Annotated in this window: 18 protein-coding genes; 10 read left to right on the plus strand and 8 right to left on the minus strand. The window is 67.7% G+C overall.

Annotated elements, in window-relative coordinates; translation table 11 throughout:
• Nucleotides 1–162 precede the first annotated feature (162 nt).
• The 3 genes from EK403_RS09375 to EK403_RS09385 all read left to right on the plus strand — a co-directional run bounded on the left by EK403_RS09375 (nucleotide 163) and on the right by EK403_RS09385 (nucleotide 2730).
• Nucleotides 163–1266 carry a hypothetical protein gene (locus EK403_RS09375; protein WP_128777229.1) on the plus strand — a complete coding sequence of 368 codons (1104 nt, stop codon included), beginning with the start codon at nucleotides 163–165 and terminating at the stop codon, nucleotides 1264–1266.
• An 80-nt stretch (nucleotides 1267–1346) separates the two neighbouring features.
• Entirely contained in the window at nucleotides 1347–2423 is a 1077-nt protein-coding gene (locus EK403_RS09380) for a hypothetical protein (RefSeq protein WP_128777230.1), read from the plus strand.
• A gap of 100 nt (nucleotides 2424–2523) precedes the next feature.
• Complete coding sequence (locus EK403_RS09385; RefSeq protein WP_128777231.1) at nucleotides 2524–2730, plus strand: DUF1737 domain-containing protein; 207 nt, start codon at nucleotides 2524–2526, stop codon at nucleotides 2728–2730.
• On the opposite strand, the gene EK403_RS09390 is transcribed toward EK403_RS09385, so the two are convergent.
• A complete protein-coding gene (locus tag EK403_RS09390; protein WP_128777232.1) occupies nucleotides 2711–3451 on the minus strand; it encodes a hypothetical protein in 741 nt (246 codons plus the stop codon). The genes EK403_RS09385 and EK403_RS09390 overlap by 20 nt on opposite strands.
• 210 nt (nucleotides 3452–3661) lie before the next feature.
• On the opposite strand from EK403_RS09390, the gene EK403_RS09395 reads away from it, so the two are divergent.
• Complete coding sequence (locus EK403_RS09395) at nucleotides 3662–4705, plus strand: MaoC family dehydratase (RefSeq protein WP_128777233.1); 1044 nt, start codon at nucleotides 3662–3664, stop codon at nucleotides 4703–4705.
• Between the two features lie 228 nt (nucleotides 4706–4933).
• On the opposite strand, the gene EK403_RS09400 is transcribed toward EK403_RS09395, so the two are convergent.
• On the minus strand, nucleotides 4934–5665 hold the full coding sequence (locus EK403_RS09400) for a TetR/AcrR family transcriptional regulator (RefSeq protein ID WP_128777234.1): 732 nt from the start codon (nucleotides 5663–5665) through the stop codon (nucleotides 4934–4936).
• A 292-nt stretch (nucleotides 5666–5957) separates the two neighbouring features.
• On the opposite strand from EK403_RS09400, the gene sdhC reads away from it, so the two are divergent.
• The 6 genes from sdhC to EK403_RS22325 all read left to right on the plus strand — a co-directional run bounded on the left by sdhC (nucleotide 5958) and on the right by EK403_RS22325 (nucleotide 10054).
• Nucleotides 5958–6368 carry a succinate dehydrogenase, cytochrome b556 subunit gene (sdhC, locus tag EK403_RS09405; RefSeq protein ID WP_128777235.1) on the plus strand — a complete coding sequence of 137 codons (411 nt, stop codon included), beginning with the start codon at nucleotides 5958–5960 and terminating at the stop codon, nucleotides 6366–6368.
• A 24-nt stretch (nucleotides 6369–6392) separates the two neighbouring features.
• Nucleotides 6393–6767 carry a succinate dehydrogenase, hydrophobic membrane anchor protein gene (sdhD, locus tag EK403_RS09410; protein ID WP_128777236.1) on the plus strand — a complete coding sequence of 125 codons (375 nt, stop codon included), beginning with the start codon at nucleotides 6393–6395 and terminating at the stop codon, nucleotides 6765–6767.
• Between the two features lie 4 nt (nucleotides 6768–6771).
• Entirely contained in the window at nucleotides 6772–8604 is a 1833-nt protein-coding gene (sdhA, locus tag EK403_RS09415; RefSeq protein ID WP_128777237.1) for a succinate dehydrogenase flavoprotein subunit, read from the plus strand.
• Nucleotides 8605–8616: 12 nt separating this feature from the next.
• Nucleotides 8617–8841 carry a hypothetical protein gene (locus tag EK403_RS09420; protein ID WP_128777238.1) on the plus strand — a complete coding sequence of 75 codons (225 nt, stop codon included), beginning with the start codon at nucleotides 8617–8619 and terminating at the stop codon, nucleotides 8839–8841.
• A gap of 7 nt (nucleotides 8842–8848) precedes the next feature.
• The gene (locus EK403_RS09425) at nucleotides 8849–9634 is read left to right on the plus strand and encodes a succinate dehydrogenase iron-sulfur subunit (RefSeq protein ID WP_128777239.1); all 786 of its coding nucleotides are present in this window, start codon (nucleotides 8849–8851) and stop codon (nucleotides 9632–9634) included.
• 249 nt (nucleotides 9635–9883) lie between these two features.
• On the plus strand, nucleotides 9884–10054 hold the full coding sequence (locus EK403_RS22325) for a hypothetical protein (RefSeq protein WP_164919558.1): 171 nt from the start codon (nucleotides 9884–9886) through the stop codon (nucleotides 10052–10054).
• A 3-nt stretch (nucleotides 10055–10057) separates the two neighbouring features.
• On the opposite strand, the gene EK403_RS09430 is transcribed toward EK403_RS22325, so the two are convergent.
• The 6 genes from EK403_RS09430 to EK403_RS09455 form a co-directional block, all read right to left on the minus strand.
• Nucleotides 10058–10438 carry an MAPEG family protein gene (locus EK403_RS09430; RefSeq protein ID WP_128777240.1) on the minus strand — a complete coding sequence of 127 codons (381 nt, stop codon included), beginning with the start codon at nucleotides 10436–10438 and terminating at the stop codon, nucleotides 10058–10060.
• On the minus strand, nucleotides 10435–11592 hold the full coding sequence (gene dapE / locus EK403_RS09435) for a succinyl-diaminopimelate desuccinylase (protein ID WP_128777241.1): 1158 nt from the start codon (nucleotides 11590–11592) through the stop codon (nucleotides 10435–10437). Before dapE ends, EK403_RS09430 begins: the two co-directional genes overlap by 4 nt.
• Nucleotides 11592–12434, minus strand: a complete 843-nt coding sequence (gene dapD, locus EK403_RS09440) for a 2,3,4,5-tetrahydropyridine-2,6-dicarboxylate N-succinyltransferase (RefSeq protein WP_128777242.1) — start codon at nucleotides 12432–12434, stop codon at nucleotides 11592–11594. The genes dapE and dapD overlap by 1 nt, the downstream gene beginning before the upstream one ends.
• Before the next feature lie 110 nt (nucleotides 12435–12544).
• Nucleotides 12545–12832 carry a hypothetical protein gene (locus EK403_RS09445; RefSeq protein ID WP_128777243.1) on the minus strand — a complete coding sequence of 96 codons (288 nt, stop codon included), beginning with the start codon at nucleotides 12830–12832 and terminating at the stop codon, nucleotides 12545–12547.
• 62 nt (nucleotides 12833–12894) lie between these two features.
• On the minus strand, nucleotides 12895–13524 hold the full coding sequence (upp, locus tag EK403_RS09450; protein ID WP_128777244.1) for a uracil phosphoribosyltransferase: 630 nt from the start codon (nucleotides 13522–13524) through the stop codon (nucleotides 12895–12897).
• A 4-nt stretch (nucleotides 13525–13528) separates the two neighbouring features.
• Nucleotides 13529–13969, minus strand: a complete 441-nt coding sequence (locus EK403_RS09455; RefSeq protein WP_128777245.1) for a cytidine deaminase — start codon at nucleotides 13967–13969, stop codon at nucleotides 13529–13531.
• Nucleotides 13970–14107: the final 138 nt, after the last annotated feature.

Here is a 14107-nt window from a genome sequence, read left to right on the forward strand (position 1 = left end):
TCGGCGCTCGGGCGTCCATACGAAAGACTAGCCCGAGCGCCGCGTTTTTAAGTAAGCCGACGATCAATACCGAGAAGTTGATCGTCTGTTTCATGCTCTTCTTGCCAGACGACTTGGGCCGGCGCAGCATTCGCCCTTGGAAATGATCCAGGGGCATAAGCGATGCGCTTGGTTCTGTTCGCGGCGATCGCCGCCAGCCTGACGTTCGGCGCGGATTCAACCCCCGCGAAGGCGAAGGACGACGCCTACTGGCACGGCAAGCGCGGGCCGGTCTGGCAGGACGGCCCCAGGCGCGGCCTCGGCCTCAGCAACTGGTACACGAAGCCGCCCGGGAACGGCGGGCGGATGTCCAGGCCGCCGACCGACGTCGCGGCCTTCTCGGATCTGGCGAGCGAGCTCAAGGTCTGGGTCGACAAGCCCGACCCGGACCAGCCGAAAAACACATTCACCCGCGTCAACACCATCTACATGCTGGAGGACGCCCCGCAATACGAGTTCGAGATCCTGACCGACGCCCGCTTCGGCCTCGGCGGCCAGGGAACGCGTCAGGGGATGATCAACGCCAGCGAGCACGTGCCCACCGTACTGCTGAGGCCGAGATCGATCTTCGAAGTCACGGGAGAGGCGACGTTCAAGGCCCGGCAGGAGATCACCAGCGCGCGCATCTCCATCGACAACGCCGAGATGAGGTTCCGCGACCTCAGCGGCGGCGGAGACTCCACCGTCCAGGTGCTCGCCGGAAAGCTTAACTTTTCGGACGAGAGTTCGGCCGAGAACATGGAGATCACGGCCGGCGTGATCTTCAACCAGCGTTCCACCGTCGCATTTTCGAACCGGAGCGACGGCGGCCATGCCGACTTCGCCATCCTCAACAACGCGTCGCTCGACTTCTCGCAGACGCGCGGCCCGAACGGCGACGGCCGGATTTCCGCCGGATGGATCAATCTCTACGGCGAGCTGCATCTCGGGACGAACACGCTGACCGTCGACGTCGACTACGCCCATCCGCACAATGGCGGCTACGTCTATGTCGAGCTCAGGGGAAAGCGCATCGGCAACATCGTGGTCAAGGGCAAGGCCGACCAGCTCCGCGGAACCCTCGACGTGAAGCCCTTCCCTCTCGGCCAGCCCGCGGCGCGCGGCCGCTACCGGGTGTTCAAATTCGACGCCACGGCGCCGCCGGCGGGGTTCAGCCTGACAACGCCGATCCCGGGCGCGTTTCTGGACAACGACACGCCGGGCGAGCTCTGGCTCGTCGTCCCGTGAGGGCGACGCCTGCGGGGAGACCGCTCGCTCCTGCGGCCGCACACCGAAGCAGATCCGGGGATCGAGGAGCCCGATCGGCGATGGCGAGGCCCCTTTTCACGCTTCTCATGGCGCTGCTTCTCGGCGCCGTCGCCGCCGAGGCTTACGCCCGCGACGCCTATTGGCACGGCAAGCGCGGCCCGATCTGGACTCACGGACCGGACCGAAGCCGGGACCTGAGCAACTGGTACACGGCGTCGCCGAACCGCGGCGGCAAGATGGTCAGGCCGCCGGACGGGCTCGCGCTGTTCGCGGAGGGCGCGGAGCAGCGCGAGGTCTGGATCGTCGAGCGCCCTCCGGACGGTGACATCACGACGCGGATCGACACGGTGCTGATCCTGCGCAAGGCGCCGAAATACGAGTTCCTCATCAAGAGCCGCGGATTTTTCAACCTCGAAGGCCAGGGGCTGCTCACCCAGTCGGCCAACGCCCCCCGCTTCGTGCTGGAGCCCGGCGGTCACATGATCATGAGCGGCCCTGCGCGGCTGAACGCGTCGACCGATCAGACGAGCGCCGAGATCGAGGTCGGCCGGGGCGGATTTTTTCTGTTCGAGGACATCTCGCGCGGCGGGAACGCCAAGGTTTCGAACGCCGGCGAAATCCGGTTCACCGGCTCGTCCTCCGCCGAGACGATGGACGTCACGGTTCTCTCGTCGGTCGGAAGTCCGGCGCCCATCGTCAATTTCCAGGGGCGCAGCACGCCGGAGCGAGCGACGTTCCGGGTTCTCGCCGGCGGCATCCTCAATTTCCGTTCGACGTCGGGTCCGGACGGGTCCGAACGGATCACCTCGGGGACGATCACGAATTCCGGAAACGTCCTGACCGGGACCAACACGCTCACCGTCGCGGGGCACTACCGACATCCTGACCGCGCAGGCGCGCTGACCGTCGAGGCCCGCGGACGCCGCGTCGGAAACATCTTCGTGCGCGGCAAGGCCACGCTGGGCGGAGCCCTCTATGTCACCCTGCCGCGGCCCGGCCAGACACTCCCCGCCGGCGTCTATCGCATCGTCTATGCGCGGGACGGCGTCGAGGGTCGCTTCGAGACGCTGGGACCGTCCTTCTCGAACTGGCGGCTCGAATACGACGCCAACGAGGCGCGGCTGGTGGTCGACTGAACGAGGGCTGGATTTTCCGGCCGCCGCGATCTTAAACCGGAGTCGGACCGTCGGTCGGCGCGGCATGCCCGATCGCCATGACGTTTTGACCGGACCCGCGATGAAACTCTACCGCTTCCTCACAGGCCCCGACGACGCCGCCTTCTGCAAGCGCGTGTCGGACGCGATCAACAAGGGCTGGACGCTGCAGGGCGACCCGTCGCTGACCTATGATCCGGTCAAGGGCACGGTGATCTGCGGCCAGGCGATCACCAAGGAGATCCCGGGCGTCGACTGGTCGGACGAGATCAAGCTGTCCGACTGGTAACGAGCCGGAGGGACGGCCGGCGCGCCGGCGTGGTGTTGGCGTCGCCCTCGATCGCGACCAACGTCGGCCGCCGTTCGTGCCGGCCCGGCCCCAGCAGCACGGTCTCGGCCCGGAGCTCCAGCTCGCGCGCCTGCTGATCCGCGCCCGCGGCCTGGAGCGTCACCGCGAGCCTCAGGCAGCTTTGCGCGAGTTCGCCCGCGAGCGGGGCGAGCGACGGCGCGCACAGCGCGACGAGGTCGAACGCCGCGGTCGCGGCCACGCCCGCGGCCAGGATCTGGCGCTCGTCGCCGGTGACGAGCGCGGCCTTGCCGGCGTCGAGATCGTCGCGCGCCGCGCTTGTCCAGCCTTCGCCGAAAGCCCTCAGGATGCAGCGCTGCTCGCAGGCGCGGGCGATCAGCATCAGCCGCGCGACGTCGTCGACCCCATGCGCGAGGTCGATGGTCAGGATCGACATGCCGCGCAGCAGGGCGGCCTCGACCTCGGCGAGCGCGCCCTCCCCGCAGTCGGAGGTCCAGGAGAAGGCGTAGCGCAGATAGCTCGCGGCGAGCGGCGCGTTCCAGTCGCTGCGGGCGGGATTGAGGTCGCGCAGCCTCTCCCATTGCCGCCACGCTTCGCGGAAGCGGCCGGCGCGTTCATGCGCAAGCGCCAGGCGCGCCTCTTCGGCGATCCGAATGGCCTGGCCCCCATCCGCGGGCCGTCCAGCCGTTTCGACCAGCGTCATCAGGCTTGATCCTCGCATTTCGCGGCGCCGCCGCTCATCCCGATCACGAGGTTGGCATGCTGCGCTTGAAGGCGGCGTGAAGCGGAACGGCATAAATCGCCGTGCTCTCTTCACCTCCCGGAAAGGCCGTCGGCGACGAATGTCGATGTCGCCGTTCCCGCATGACCGTGCCACATACTGCGCCGCACAACGGCACGGACGGAGCGGCGCATGGCCGGAGCGGGACGGTTTTTCGAGGATTTCATCGTCGGCGACGTGATCCGGCACGCGACGCCCCGCACCGTGACGGAAGGCGACGTGGCGCTCTATCAGGCGCTCTACGGGTCCCGCTTCGTGGTCCAGTCCTCGGACGCCTTTGCACGCGCCGTCGGCTATCCGCGCAATCCGGTCGACGACCTGATCACCTTCCACGTCGTGTTCGGCAAGACGGTGCCGGACGTCTCGCTCAATGCCTTCGCCAATCTCGGCTACGCCTCCGGGCGCTTCCTGCGGCCGGTGTTTCCGGGCGACACGCTGGTCTCGACCTCCGAGGTTATCGGCGTCCGGCCGACCTCGAAAGGCGACGCCGGCGTGGTCTGGGTGCGGACGAGGGGCCTCCGCTCGGACGGCGCTCCCGTCCTCGACTATGTCCGCTGGGTGCTGGTGCGCATGCAGGGCGGCCGGCCGGTGCAGGACACGGTGGTCCCGGAGCTGCCCTCCGTCGTCGACCCGTCGGAGCTCGGCCAGGCCTGCCCGCGCATCGACCTCGAGAAATGGGACGACGCCGAGTCGGGCTCGGCCCGCCGCTTCGGCGACTATGCGGTCGGCGAGAAGATCGACCATGTCGACGGCATGACGGTCGAGGAGGCCGAGCACCAGCTCGCGACGAGACTCTGGCAGAACACCGCCCGTGTCCATTTCGACGGCTTCGCGCAGAAATCGAGCAAGATCGGCCGGCGGCTGGTCTATGGCGGCCACGTCATCAGCCTGGCGCGGAGCCTGAGCTACAACGGGCTCGAAAACGCCTTCCACGTCGCCGGGATCAATGGCGGCCGGCACGTCGCGCCGATCTTCGCGGGCGACACGCTCTACGCCTGGTCGGAAATCCTCGACAAGCAACCGCTGCCGGGCCGGGACGACGTCGGCGCGCTGAGGGTGAGGCTGACGGGCCTGAAGGACTGTCCGCCGACGGACTTCCCGCGCGAGGGCGAAGACGGCAAGGACCATGCGGCGGTCGTGCTCGACCTCGACCTCTGGCTGCTCATGCCGCGCTGAGCGCGACGGCAATCCCCTCTCCCCTTGTGGGAGAGGGTCAGGGTGAGGGGTGACGGCGGCGCCGCCTCCGAACACGGCGCCGCCGTCGCCCCTCATCCGGCCGCTTCGCGGCCACCTTCTCCCTCAAGGGGATAAGGCAAGAACGCCGACCTTCCGCCAAGACGAAAAATCCCGGCCCGCGGATCGGACGGGCCGGGATCGAAGTCGGTCGTCGCGACCTCAGGCCGTTCAGGCCGCGGCTTGCGCCTCGGTCGCCATGACCTCGGAGCGCGCGCCGGTCTCTTCGCCGGAATGCAGCCTGCGCAGAACCGCGCGCACGCCGGCGTCGTAGGTCTCGGCCACCTGCCGGATCTCGTCCGCGTCGTCGAGCCTGCGCGCGACATGCAGGATGTGCTCGCGAACGCGGATCATCAGCATGGCGTCGTGGAAGGCCAGCACCAGCGCGCGCTCCCCCTCGAGCAGCGGCTTCGCGGCGAGCGGCAGCAGCCCCTCCTCGCGCCGCCAGGCCTCGATCATCGCGGTCCAGAGCGGCCAGCACATGCTCGCGCTGCGGGAGATCGGTTTGGCGTAGGAGTCGAGGCCGGCCCGGAAGAACAGCCGCGTCGCGGTGCAGCTGATCCGCGAGAGCATCGCCTCGTAGACGTCGACCAGCCGATCGGCCATCGGCTTGTCGGCCCCGGCCTCGAAGCGCTCGACCGCGTCGTCGCTCCAGTTCCGCCGGAACACCTCGGCGAACACGGCGTCGATCAGATCCGTCTTGGAGTCGAAGTAGCGATAAAGCAGCGCCTGCGTCACGCCGATCGAGGCCGCCAGGTCGCGGGTCGGGCCGCTGAAGCCGTTGTCCGCGAAGAACTGGCACGCAGCTTCGATGATCTGCGCGCGCCGCATGTCGCCTGCAAGACGAGGGGCGCGGCGTCGCATCGTCGTCTCGCCGATCTTGATCACGGGTGTGACCGTCATGTCTGCCACCCTCATTGTTTCGCGGGCCTTCTGGCCGCGCGTTCTCTGCCGGTGAGAGTGGCTCGAAGTCGAAAGCCGAAAAAATCCGGGAAACCTCGTACGGACAACTTGTCGCAGCCATGCGACATTGTCCGACTTGAGGCCGGCCGAGGCGCGCGGCGCCGACCCCGGCGGGGGTCGACCAAAGAGAGCCCTGGCATGCGCGTCGCAGCGTTGCGCTGCGGCGCACCATCGGCTACTTCCACGACTCAAGCTTCGAACAGGTCCAGACAGGCAAAAAGGTCCAGCGCATATGGACTCGCCGAACGCCGCTCCCGGCCGGCCGCTGTCTCCGCATCTCCAGATCTACCGCCCGATGCTGTCGATGATGATGTCGATCGTGCATCGCATCACCGGCGGCGCGCTCTATGTCGGCACGGTGCTGGTCGTGATCTGGCTGGTGTCCGCGGCCGCGGGGCCTTCAGCCTTCGCGACCGCCCAGGCGGTCTACGGCTCGATCCTCGGGCAGCTGGTGCTGTTCTTCTACACCTGGGCGCTCGTCCATCATGCGCTCGGCGGCGTGAGGCATCTGATCTGGGACGTCGGCCACGGCTTCGAGCCTGGCCAGCGCGAGCTGCTCTACCGCGCGACGCTCGCAGGCTCGATCGGGCTGACGCTGCTGATCTGGATCGTCGGCTACGCGCTGAAGGGCGCGGCCGGCTGAAGATCGAAGGAGGTCGCTCGCATCATGCGCACGCCGCTCGGACAGGTCCGCGGCCTCGGCTCGGCGAAGTCCGGAACAGAGCATTTCTGGCTCCAGCGCCTCACCGCCGTCGCCAATCTGCCGCTGACGCTGGTCTTCATCGGCGTGGTGGCGACCCTCGCCGGATCGAGCCATGCGGGCGCGACCGCGACGCTCGGCAATCCCTGCGTCGCGATCCTGATGCTGCTGTTCGTGCTGTCCGCGACGGTCCATATGCGGATCGGCATGCAGGTGATCATCGAGGACTACGTCCATGACGACCTGCTGAAGCTGCTGGCGCTCATGGCCAACACCTTCTTCGCGATCGTGATCGGCCTTGCTGCGGCCTTCGCGCTGCTCAAGATCAGCTTCGGAGTCTAGGGCGATGGCCGCGAAGCCGAATGGAGCGAGCGGCCCGGCGGTCAACGGCCGGGCCTATCCGTTCACCGACCACAAGTTCGACGTCGTTGTGGTGGGCGCGGGCGGCGCTGGCCTGCGGGCGGTCGTCGGCTGCTCGGAAGCCGGGCTCAAGACGGCCTGCATCACGAAAGTGTTCCCGACGCGCTCGCACACGGTGGCGGCGCAGGGCGGCATCTCGGCCGCGCTCGGCAACATGGGCGAGGACGACTGGCGCTTCCACATGTACGACACCGTCAAGGGCTCCGACTGGCTCGGGGACCAGGACGCGATCGAGTACCTCGTGCGGAACGCGCCGGCCGCCGTCTACGAGCTCGAGCATTGGGGCGTGCCATTCTCGCGCACCGAGGAGGGCAAGATCTACCAGCGCCCGTTCGGCGGCATGACGACCCATTACGGCAAGGGCACCGCGCAGCGCACCTGCGCGGCCGCGGATCGCACCGGCCACGCCATCCTGCACACGCTCTACGGCGCCTCGCTCAAGGCCAAGGCGCAGTTCTTCATCGAGTATTTCGCCATCGACCTGATGATGGACGACGACGGCGCCTGCGTCGGCGTCGTGGCGCTGAAGATGGACGACGGCACGCTCCACCGCTTCCAGGCCAAGCGCACGATCCTCGCCACCGGAGGCTATGGCCGCGCCTATTTCTCCGCGACCTCGGCCCACACCTGCACGGGCGACGGGAACGCCATGGTGCTGCGGGCCGGCCTGCCGCTTCAGGACATGGAGTTCGTGCAGTTCCACCCGACCGGGATCTACGGCGCGGGCTGCCTGATCACCGAGGGCGCACGCGGCGAGGGCGGCTACCTCACCAATTCCGAGGGCGAGCGCTTCATGGAGCGCTACGCGCCGTCGGCCAAGGACCTCGCCTCACGCGACGTGGTCTCGCGCTCCATGACCGTCGAGATCCGCGAGGGCCGCGGCGTCGGCAAGAACGGCGACCACATCCACCTGCATCTCGACCATCTCGACCCGAAGGTGCTGCACGAGCGGCTGCCCGGCATCTCCGAGAGCGCCAAGATCTTCGCGGGCGTCGACCTGACCAAGGAGCCGATCCCGGTCCTCCCGACGGTGCACTACAATATGGGCGGCGTGCCGACGAATTTTCACGGCGAGGTGCTGACCAAGCTGAACGGCGACCCGGACGCCGTCGTGCGCGGCCTGATGGCGATCGGCGAGGCGGCCTGCGTCTCGGTCCACGGCGCGAACCGGCTCGGCTCCAACTCGCTGATAGACCTCGTGGTGTTCGGCCGCGCGACCGCCGACCGCTGCGCCGCGACAGTCGAGCAGAACGCCTCGCATGCTGAGCTGCCGAAGGGCGCGTCCGACATGGCGGTCGAACGCCTCGATCGCTTCCGCCACGCCTCCGGCGGCACGCCCACCGCGGACCTTCGGCTGAACATGCAGAAGGTCATGCAGTCGAACTGCGCCGTGTTCCGCACCGGCGAGGTGCTGGAGGAGGGCAAGGGCCTGATCCACGAGGTCTGGTCCGGCGCGGGCGACGTCAACGTCACCGACCGGTCGCTGGTCTGGAACTCGGACCTGATCGAGACCATGGAGTTCGACAACCTGATCTCCCAGGCGGTCGTCACCATGGAGAGCGCCGTCAACCGCAAGGAAAGCCGCGGCGCCCACGCCCGCGAGGATTTTCCGGACCGCGACGACAAGCAGTGGATGAAGCACACCCTCTCCTGGTGCGACGTCGACGCCAAGACGGTGAAGATCGACTACCGGCCGGTCCACACCTACACGATGACCAACGACATCCAGTACATCGAGCCGAAGGCGCGGGTGTATTGAGGGGCGGGCCGAATGGTCGACGAACCGGACTCTCTCGTTTTGCGGTTCCTTCGGCAGATCGACGCCAAAGTCGATCGCATCGGTGAGCGCCTGGACGACCTGACCGGTCGCGTCGCGTCGCTCGAAGAGCAGATGTCCGGACTGCGTTCGGACATCGTGCGGCTGGATCACCGGCTCGATCGGTTCGAGTCCCGTCTTCAGCGCATAGAGAAGCGCCTCGACCTTATCGAAGCCTGAGAAGAATATGGTCCAACTCACCCTCCCCAAGAACTCCCGCCTCGTCGAAGGCAAGGTCTGGCCGAAGCCTTCGGGGGCCAAGGAGACCACTGAGTTCAAGGTCTATCGCTGGAACCCGGACGACGGGATCAACCCGCGCGTCGACACCTTCTATGTCGACCGCCACGACTGCGGGCCGATGGTCCTGGACGGGCTGATCTGGATCAAGTCGAAGGTCGACTCGACGCTCACCTTCCGCCGCTCGTGCCGCGAGGGCATCTGCGGCTCCTGCGCGATGAACATCGACGGGACCAACACGCTCGCCTGCACCAAGGGCATGGACGAGTGCGCGGACGGCGGCACGGTGAAGATCTACCCGCTGCCCCACATGCCGGTGATCAAGGACCTGGTCCCGGACCTCACCCAGTTCTACGCCCAGCACGCCTCGGTCGAGCCCTGGCTCAAGACCGACACCCGCGCCCCTGGCGGCGAATGGCGGCAGTCGCGCGACGATCGGGAAAAACTCGACGGGCTCTATGAGTGCATCCTGTGCGCCTGCTGCACGACGTCCTGCCCGAGCTACTGGTGGAACGGCGACCGCTATCTCGGCCCGGCCGCGCTGCTGCAGGCCTATCGCTGGCTGGTCGACAGCCGCGACGAGCGCACCGGAGAACGCCTCGACGAGCTCGAGGATCCGTTCAAGCTCTACCGCTGCCACACCATCATGAACTGCGCCAAGGCCTGCCCCAAGGGGCTGAACCCCGCCAAGGCGATCGCCGAGATCAAGCACATGATGGTCTCGCGGAAGTTCTGAACCGCTTCCGGCATCCCCGCGCCTTTCGCCGTCATGCCCGCGCGAAGCGCGGGTATCCACGACTTGGGCGTCGAGTTCCGCGATCTCAGTAAGGCGTGGATGCCCGACTGCCGTCGGGCATGACGGTTGAGGTTGACGATTGGCCGGGATGGCGCTCCCCGTCATCTGCCGCCCTTTTAGGCATGCCTACTGCTCGACGCTGACTGCCGCCGCCCATACCTCCCATCGTCATATCGAAGGGAGGTCGAGATGGCCGAAGTTCAGGAAGACCGCGGCTGGACGGTCGAGAACGTCCAGCAGCTCAAGGAGCTGATCCGCGAGAAGGTCCCGGCGAGCGTGATCAGCCTGCGGCTCCGCCGGTCGCAGGAGGACGTCCACGCCAAGGCGTCCGAGCTCGGAATGACGCTGGTCGCCGAGTGAGGCTCAGTCCCAGGCGGGCGAAACGAAAATCGTGACCGCGCAGAGGAGAGCGAGCGTGAAAAAGCCGGATCGCAGCGTCGGCCGGTCGGCCGCATAGGCCCAGACATAGGCCAGCCGGAACGCGACCCAGAGCAAGGCGAGGAGATCGACCGCCCCGCGCGGGCCGCCATTGGTCGAGGCGACCAGAACCGCGGCGGCGAACAGCGGAAACGCCTCCCAGCCGTTTTGCTGGGCGGCGTTCATGCGCTTGCGCCAACCCTCTAGATTGGCGAGCCATTCCCGCGGCCGCGCATTGTCGAAGCCGCTCGCGCCGCTCTTGGCCGCGCCGGCGCACAGGATCGGCAGAAGCCCCGCGAACAGCACGCACCACAGGGCGATGCTCACTGGAGGCTCGCCTGTCCGGTCGCGGCCACGAGCGCCCGCTCATAGATGCGGGTCAGCGTCTCGAGGTCCGCCACGGCGACGCGCTCATCGATCTGATGCATGGTCTGGCCCACGAGGCCGAACTCCACCACCGGACAGTAGGACTTGATGAAGCGCGCGTCCGAGGTGCCGCCCGAGGTGGTCAGCGCCGGGCGTCGCCCGGTTTCGGCCTCCACGGCGTCCGCCACGAGGTCGCTGAGCGGCCCGGGCGGCGTCAGGAACGCGTCGCCGGTCCGGGGCTCGAAGACGAGCTGATAGGCGCCTTCGCCGACCGCACGGTCGAGCCGCTCGACGATCAAAGCCGAGAGAGTGTCGGCGTCGTGGCGGTCGTTGTAGCGGATGTTGAAGGCGAACCGCGCCTCGCTCGGGATGACGTTGAACGCCCCGGCGCCAGCCTCGACCGACACCACTTCCAGATTGGACGGCTGGAAAACGTCCGTGCCTTGGTCGAGCGGTTCGTCCATCAGCGCGGCGAGCGCCTTCTGGAGCTTCCTGACCGGATTGTCGGCCCGGTGCGGATAGGCGACATGGCCCTGCACCCCGCGGATCGTGACCGTGCCCGACAGGCTGCCGCGGCGGCCGACCTTGATCTCGTCGCCGAGCGCCTCCGGATTGGTCGGCTCGCCCAGCAGGCAGGCGGAGAAGCGCTCGCCGCGCGAGGCCGCCCATTCGAGCAGCTTGGCCGTACCGTTGACCGCCGGACCCTCCTCGTCGCCGGTGATCAGGAAGGCCACGGGCGCGGCCTCGGGGCGCCGCGCGACGGCGGCGACCATGCAGGCGACCGCGCCCTTCATGTCGACCGCTCCCCGGCCGTGGAGCTCGCCGTTCTCGATCGCGCCGGAGAACGGGCCGTGACGCCATCCGGCGGCGTCTCCGGTCGGAACGACATCGGTGTGGCCGGCGAAGACGAAGGCCGCGCCCTCGCCGCGCCGGGCATAGAGGTTCTCGACGTCGGGCGTGCCGGAGGCCGAGAAGACCGGCCGCTCGACCGAAAAGCCGAGCGGCGTCAGCAGCCTCTCGAGCAGCGCCAGCGCCCCGCCTTCGTCCGGCGTCACGCTCTCGCAGGCGATCAGCGCCTGCGCGACCGCGACGGGATCGCGCGGGTCCGGAGTCATCAGGCCCTCAGCAGCTCGTTGATGCCGGTCTTGGAGCGCGTCTTCTCGTCGACCCGCTTGACGATCACGGCGCAGGCGAGCGACGGGCCTGGCGTTCCGTCCGCAAGCGGCCTGCCCGGCAGCGCGCCCGGCACCACGACCGAATATTCCGGCACCTCGCCATAGAAGGTCTCGCCGGTCGCGCGGTCGACGATCTTGGTCGAGGCGCCGAGAAACACGCCCATCGACAGCACCGAACCTTTACGCACGATCACACCCTCGGCGACCTCGGAGCGGGCGCCGATGAAGCAGTTATCCTCGATGATCACCGGCCCGGCCTGCAGCGGCTCCAGCACGCCGCCGATGCCGACGCCGCCCGAGATGTGGCAGTCCTTGCCGATCTGCGCGCACGAGCCGATCGTGACCCAGGTGTCGACCATGGTGCCGGAATCCACATAGGCCCCGACATTCACGAAGGACGGCATCAGCACCACGCCCGGCGCGACATAGGCCGAGCGCCGCACGATCGAGCCCGGCACCGCGCGGAACCCCGCCTCCCGGAACTCGGGCTCGGTCCAGCCGTCGAACTTCGACGGCACCTTGTCCCACCAGGCGGCCTCGCCTGGGCCGCCCGGAATGCGGGCCATGTCGTTCAGCCGGAACGACAGCAGCACGGCCTTCTTGGCCCATTGATGGACCGTCCAGTCCCCGCCCTTCGGCTCGGCCACCCGGATCTCGCCCTTGTCGAGACCGGCCAGCGTGTGCTCGACCGCCTCGCGGGCTGGACCCGTGGTGGACGGCCCGATCTCGGCCCGCTTCTCCCACGCGTCGTCGATCGCGGCGGCGAGGTCGGCATGGGACATGGGGGAAGGCTCCAGCGGAAGGGGCTTTTTGGCGGCCCGACCTTTGGAGCGGCGGACCGCGCCATGTCAATCTGCGTCACCGTGGGTAGTGGGTCGGCTTAGATTTGGACTCAATTTTCCCAATCGATGGGTGCCCATGGCTGAGCGTCAACCCAAGCCTTTGCGTCGGAAATCGATTGAAACGGCTCCATAGATAGAGGCTCGCCGCCGTCAGCTCTTACATAGTAAAGAAAGCCATCAACATTCAATGAATAAGGTTTCCAGGTCCGTCTCCCGTCATGACCGGGCAACTCAAAGTAGTAATCATAATCGAAAGCGATAATTTCTACAGTTTTTTCAATCACTCCGTCATATAGCCAGCGCCCCATTGCAGCGCGCTTGCCCTCGTAATTCCTCACGCCCATCGCCAAAATCCAAATCGTTAGCTCTTACGCTTTTTGCGGCCTGCGCCTCGCCTCGCTCACTTGGTCCCGTAGAGCCGGTCGCCGGCGTCGCCGAGGCCCGGCACGATGTAGCCCTGCTCGTTGAGCCTCTCGTCGATCGCGGCGGTGAACACCGCGACGTCGGGATGCGCTTCGGCGAAGCGCGCGACGCCCTCCGGGGCGGCGAGGAGGCACAGGAAGCGCACGTCCCGCGCGCCGGCGTCCTTGAGCTCGGCCACCGCGTCGACCGCGGAATTTCCAGTGGCGAGCATCGGGTCGACGACAATGACCAGACGCTCGGTAAGGTCGGCCGGGGCCTTGAAGAAATAGCGCACCGGCTGAAGCGTCTCGTGATCGCGATAGAGCCCGACATGCGCGACGCGCGCCGAGGGCACGAGGTCCAGCATGCCGTCCACGAGCCCGTTGCCGGCCCTCAGGATGGAAGCGAAGACCAGCTTCTTGCCCGAGAGCTTCGGCGCCCGCATGGGGGCGACGGGGGTCTCGATGTCGACGAGCTCGACGGGCAGGTCGCGCGTGACCTCATAGGCGAGCAGCAGCGAGATCTCGCGCAGCAGCAGCCGGAAGTTCGCGGTCGAGCGCTCCTTCTCGCGCATCAGTGTCAGCTTGTGCTGGATCAGCGGGTGGTCGACGACGGTGACGGCGGCCACTTGATCAAACTCCCGGTTCGCTCGCCGACGACCGGTCGCGGTCGAGATTGTCCGGGCCGAAGCTTTCCGGAAGCAGTTCCCCAAGCGTGAAGCTGCGGCGCAGGCCCTCGGGGCCGGCAATCAGCACGGCGGCGTTCTCGTCGGCGAATTCGCGGATGCGCTGGCGGCAGGCGCCGCAGGGCGTGCAGAGCGCGTCGCCTGCGCCGAGCACGAGGATAGCGGCGATTCGCGTCCCGCCGCTCGCGACCATCGCCGAAATCGCGCCGGTCTCCGCGCAGGCGCCAGCCGGATAGGCGGCGTTCTCGACATTGCAGCCGGCATGGATCGCGCCCGCCTCGTCGAGCACGGCGGCGCCGACCGCAAAGCCTGAATAAGGCGCATAGGCGCGCCGCCTCGCGCGCTTGGCCGCGTCGAACATGGCTTCGATGCGCGCGTCGTTCGGCATGTCGAAGATCTTGAGCCTCCGGGCCGCTCGCTTGCGGCGTCGCCCACAGGATAACGCGCCGGCGCCGCCTTCACAGCCTCGCGGCCGCTAGGGTCCGGACTCAATTGCACCAGTAGGTGACGGTGGCCGCGATGATCG

The sequence above is a fragment of the Hansschlegelia zhihuaiae genome (assembly GCF_004103825.1).
Lineage (GTDB): Bacteria > Pseudomonadota > Alphaproteobacteria > Rhizobiales > Methylopilaceae > Methylopila > Methylopila zhihuaiae.

Coding starts and splice junctions, on each gene's coding strand:
- EK403_RS09375 (WP_128777229.1), top strand. CDS start 163: ATGCGCTTGGTTCTGTTCGCGGCGATCGCCGCCAGCCTGACGTTCGGC.
- EK403_RS09380 (WP_128777230.1), top strand. CDS start 1,347: ATGGCGAGGCCCCTTTTCACGCTTCTCATGGCGCTGCTTCTCGGCGCC.
- EK403_RS09385 (WP_128777231.1), top strand. CDS start 2,524: ATGAAACTCTACCGCTTCCTCACAGGCCCCGACGACGCCGCCTTCTGC.
- EK403_RS09390 (WP_128777232.1), bottom strand. CDS start 3,451: ATGACGCTGGTCGAAACGGCTGGACGGCCCGCGGATGGGGGCCAGGCC.
- EK403_RS09395 (WP_128777233.1), top strand. CDS start 3,662: ATGGCCGGAGCGGGACGGTTTTTCGAGGATTTCATCGTCGGCGACGTG.
- EK403_RS09400 (WP_128777234.1), bottom strand. CDS start 5,665: ATGACGGTCACACCCGTGATCAAGATCGGCGAGACGACGATGCGACGC.
- sdhC (WP_128777235.1), top strand. CDS start 5,958: ATGGACTCGCCGAACGCCGCTCCCGGCCGGCCGCTGTCTCCGCATCTC.
- sdhD (WP_128777236.1), top strand. CDS start 6,393: ATGCGCACGCCGCTCGGACAGGTCCGCGGCCTCGGCTCGGCGAAGTCC.
- sdhA (WP_128777237.1), top strand. CDS start 6,772: ATGGCCGCGAAGCCGAATGGAGCGAGCGGCCCGGCGGTCAACGGCCGG.
- EK403_RS09420 (WP_128777238.1), top strand. CDS start 8,617: ATGGTCGACGAACCGGACTCTCTCGTTTTGCGGTTCCTTCGGCAGATC.
- EK403_RS09425 (WP_128777239.1), top strand. CDS start 8,849: ATGGTCCAACTCACCCTCCCCAAGAACTCCCGCCTCGTCGAAGGCAAG.
- EK403_RS22325 (WP_164919558.1), top strand. CDS start 9,884: ATGGCCGAAGTTCAGGAAGACCGCGGCTGGACGGTCGAGAACGTCCAG.
- dapE (WP_128777241.1), bottom strand. CDS start 11,592: ATGACTCCGGACCCGCGCGATCCCGTCGCGGTCGCGCAGGCGCTGATC.
- dapD (WP_128777242.1), bottom strand. CDS start 12,434: ATGTCCCATGCCGACCTCGCCGCCGCGATCGACGACGCGTGGGAGAAG.
- EK403_RS09455 (WP_128777245.1), bottom strand. CDS start 13,969: ATGCCGAACGACGCGCGCATCGAAGCCATGTTCGACGCGGCCAAGCGC.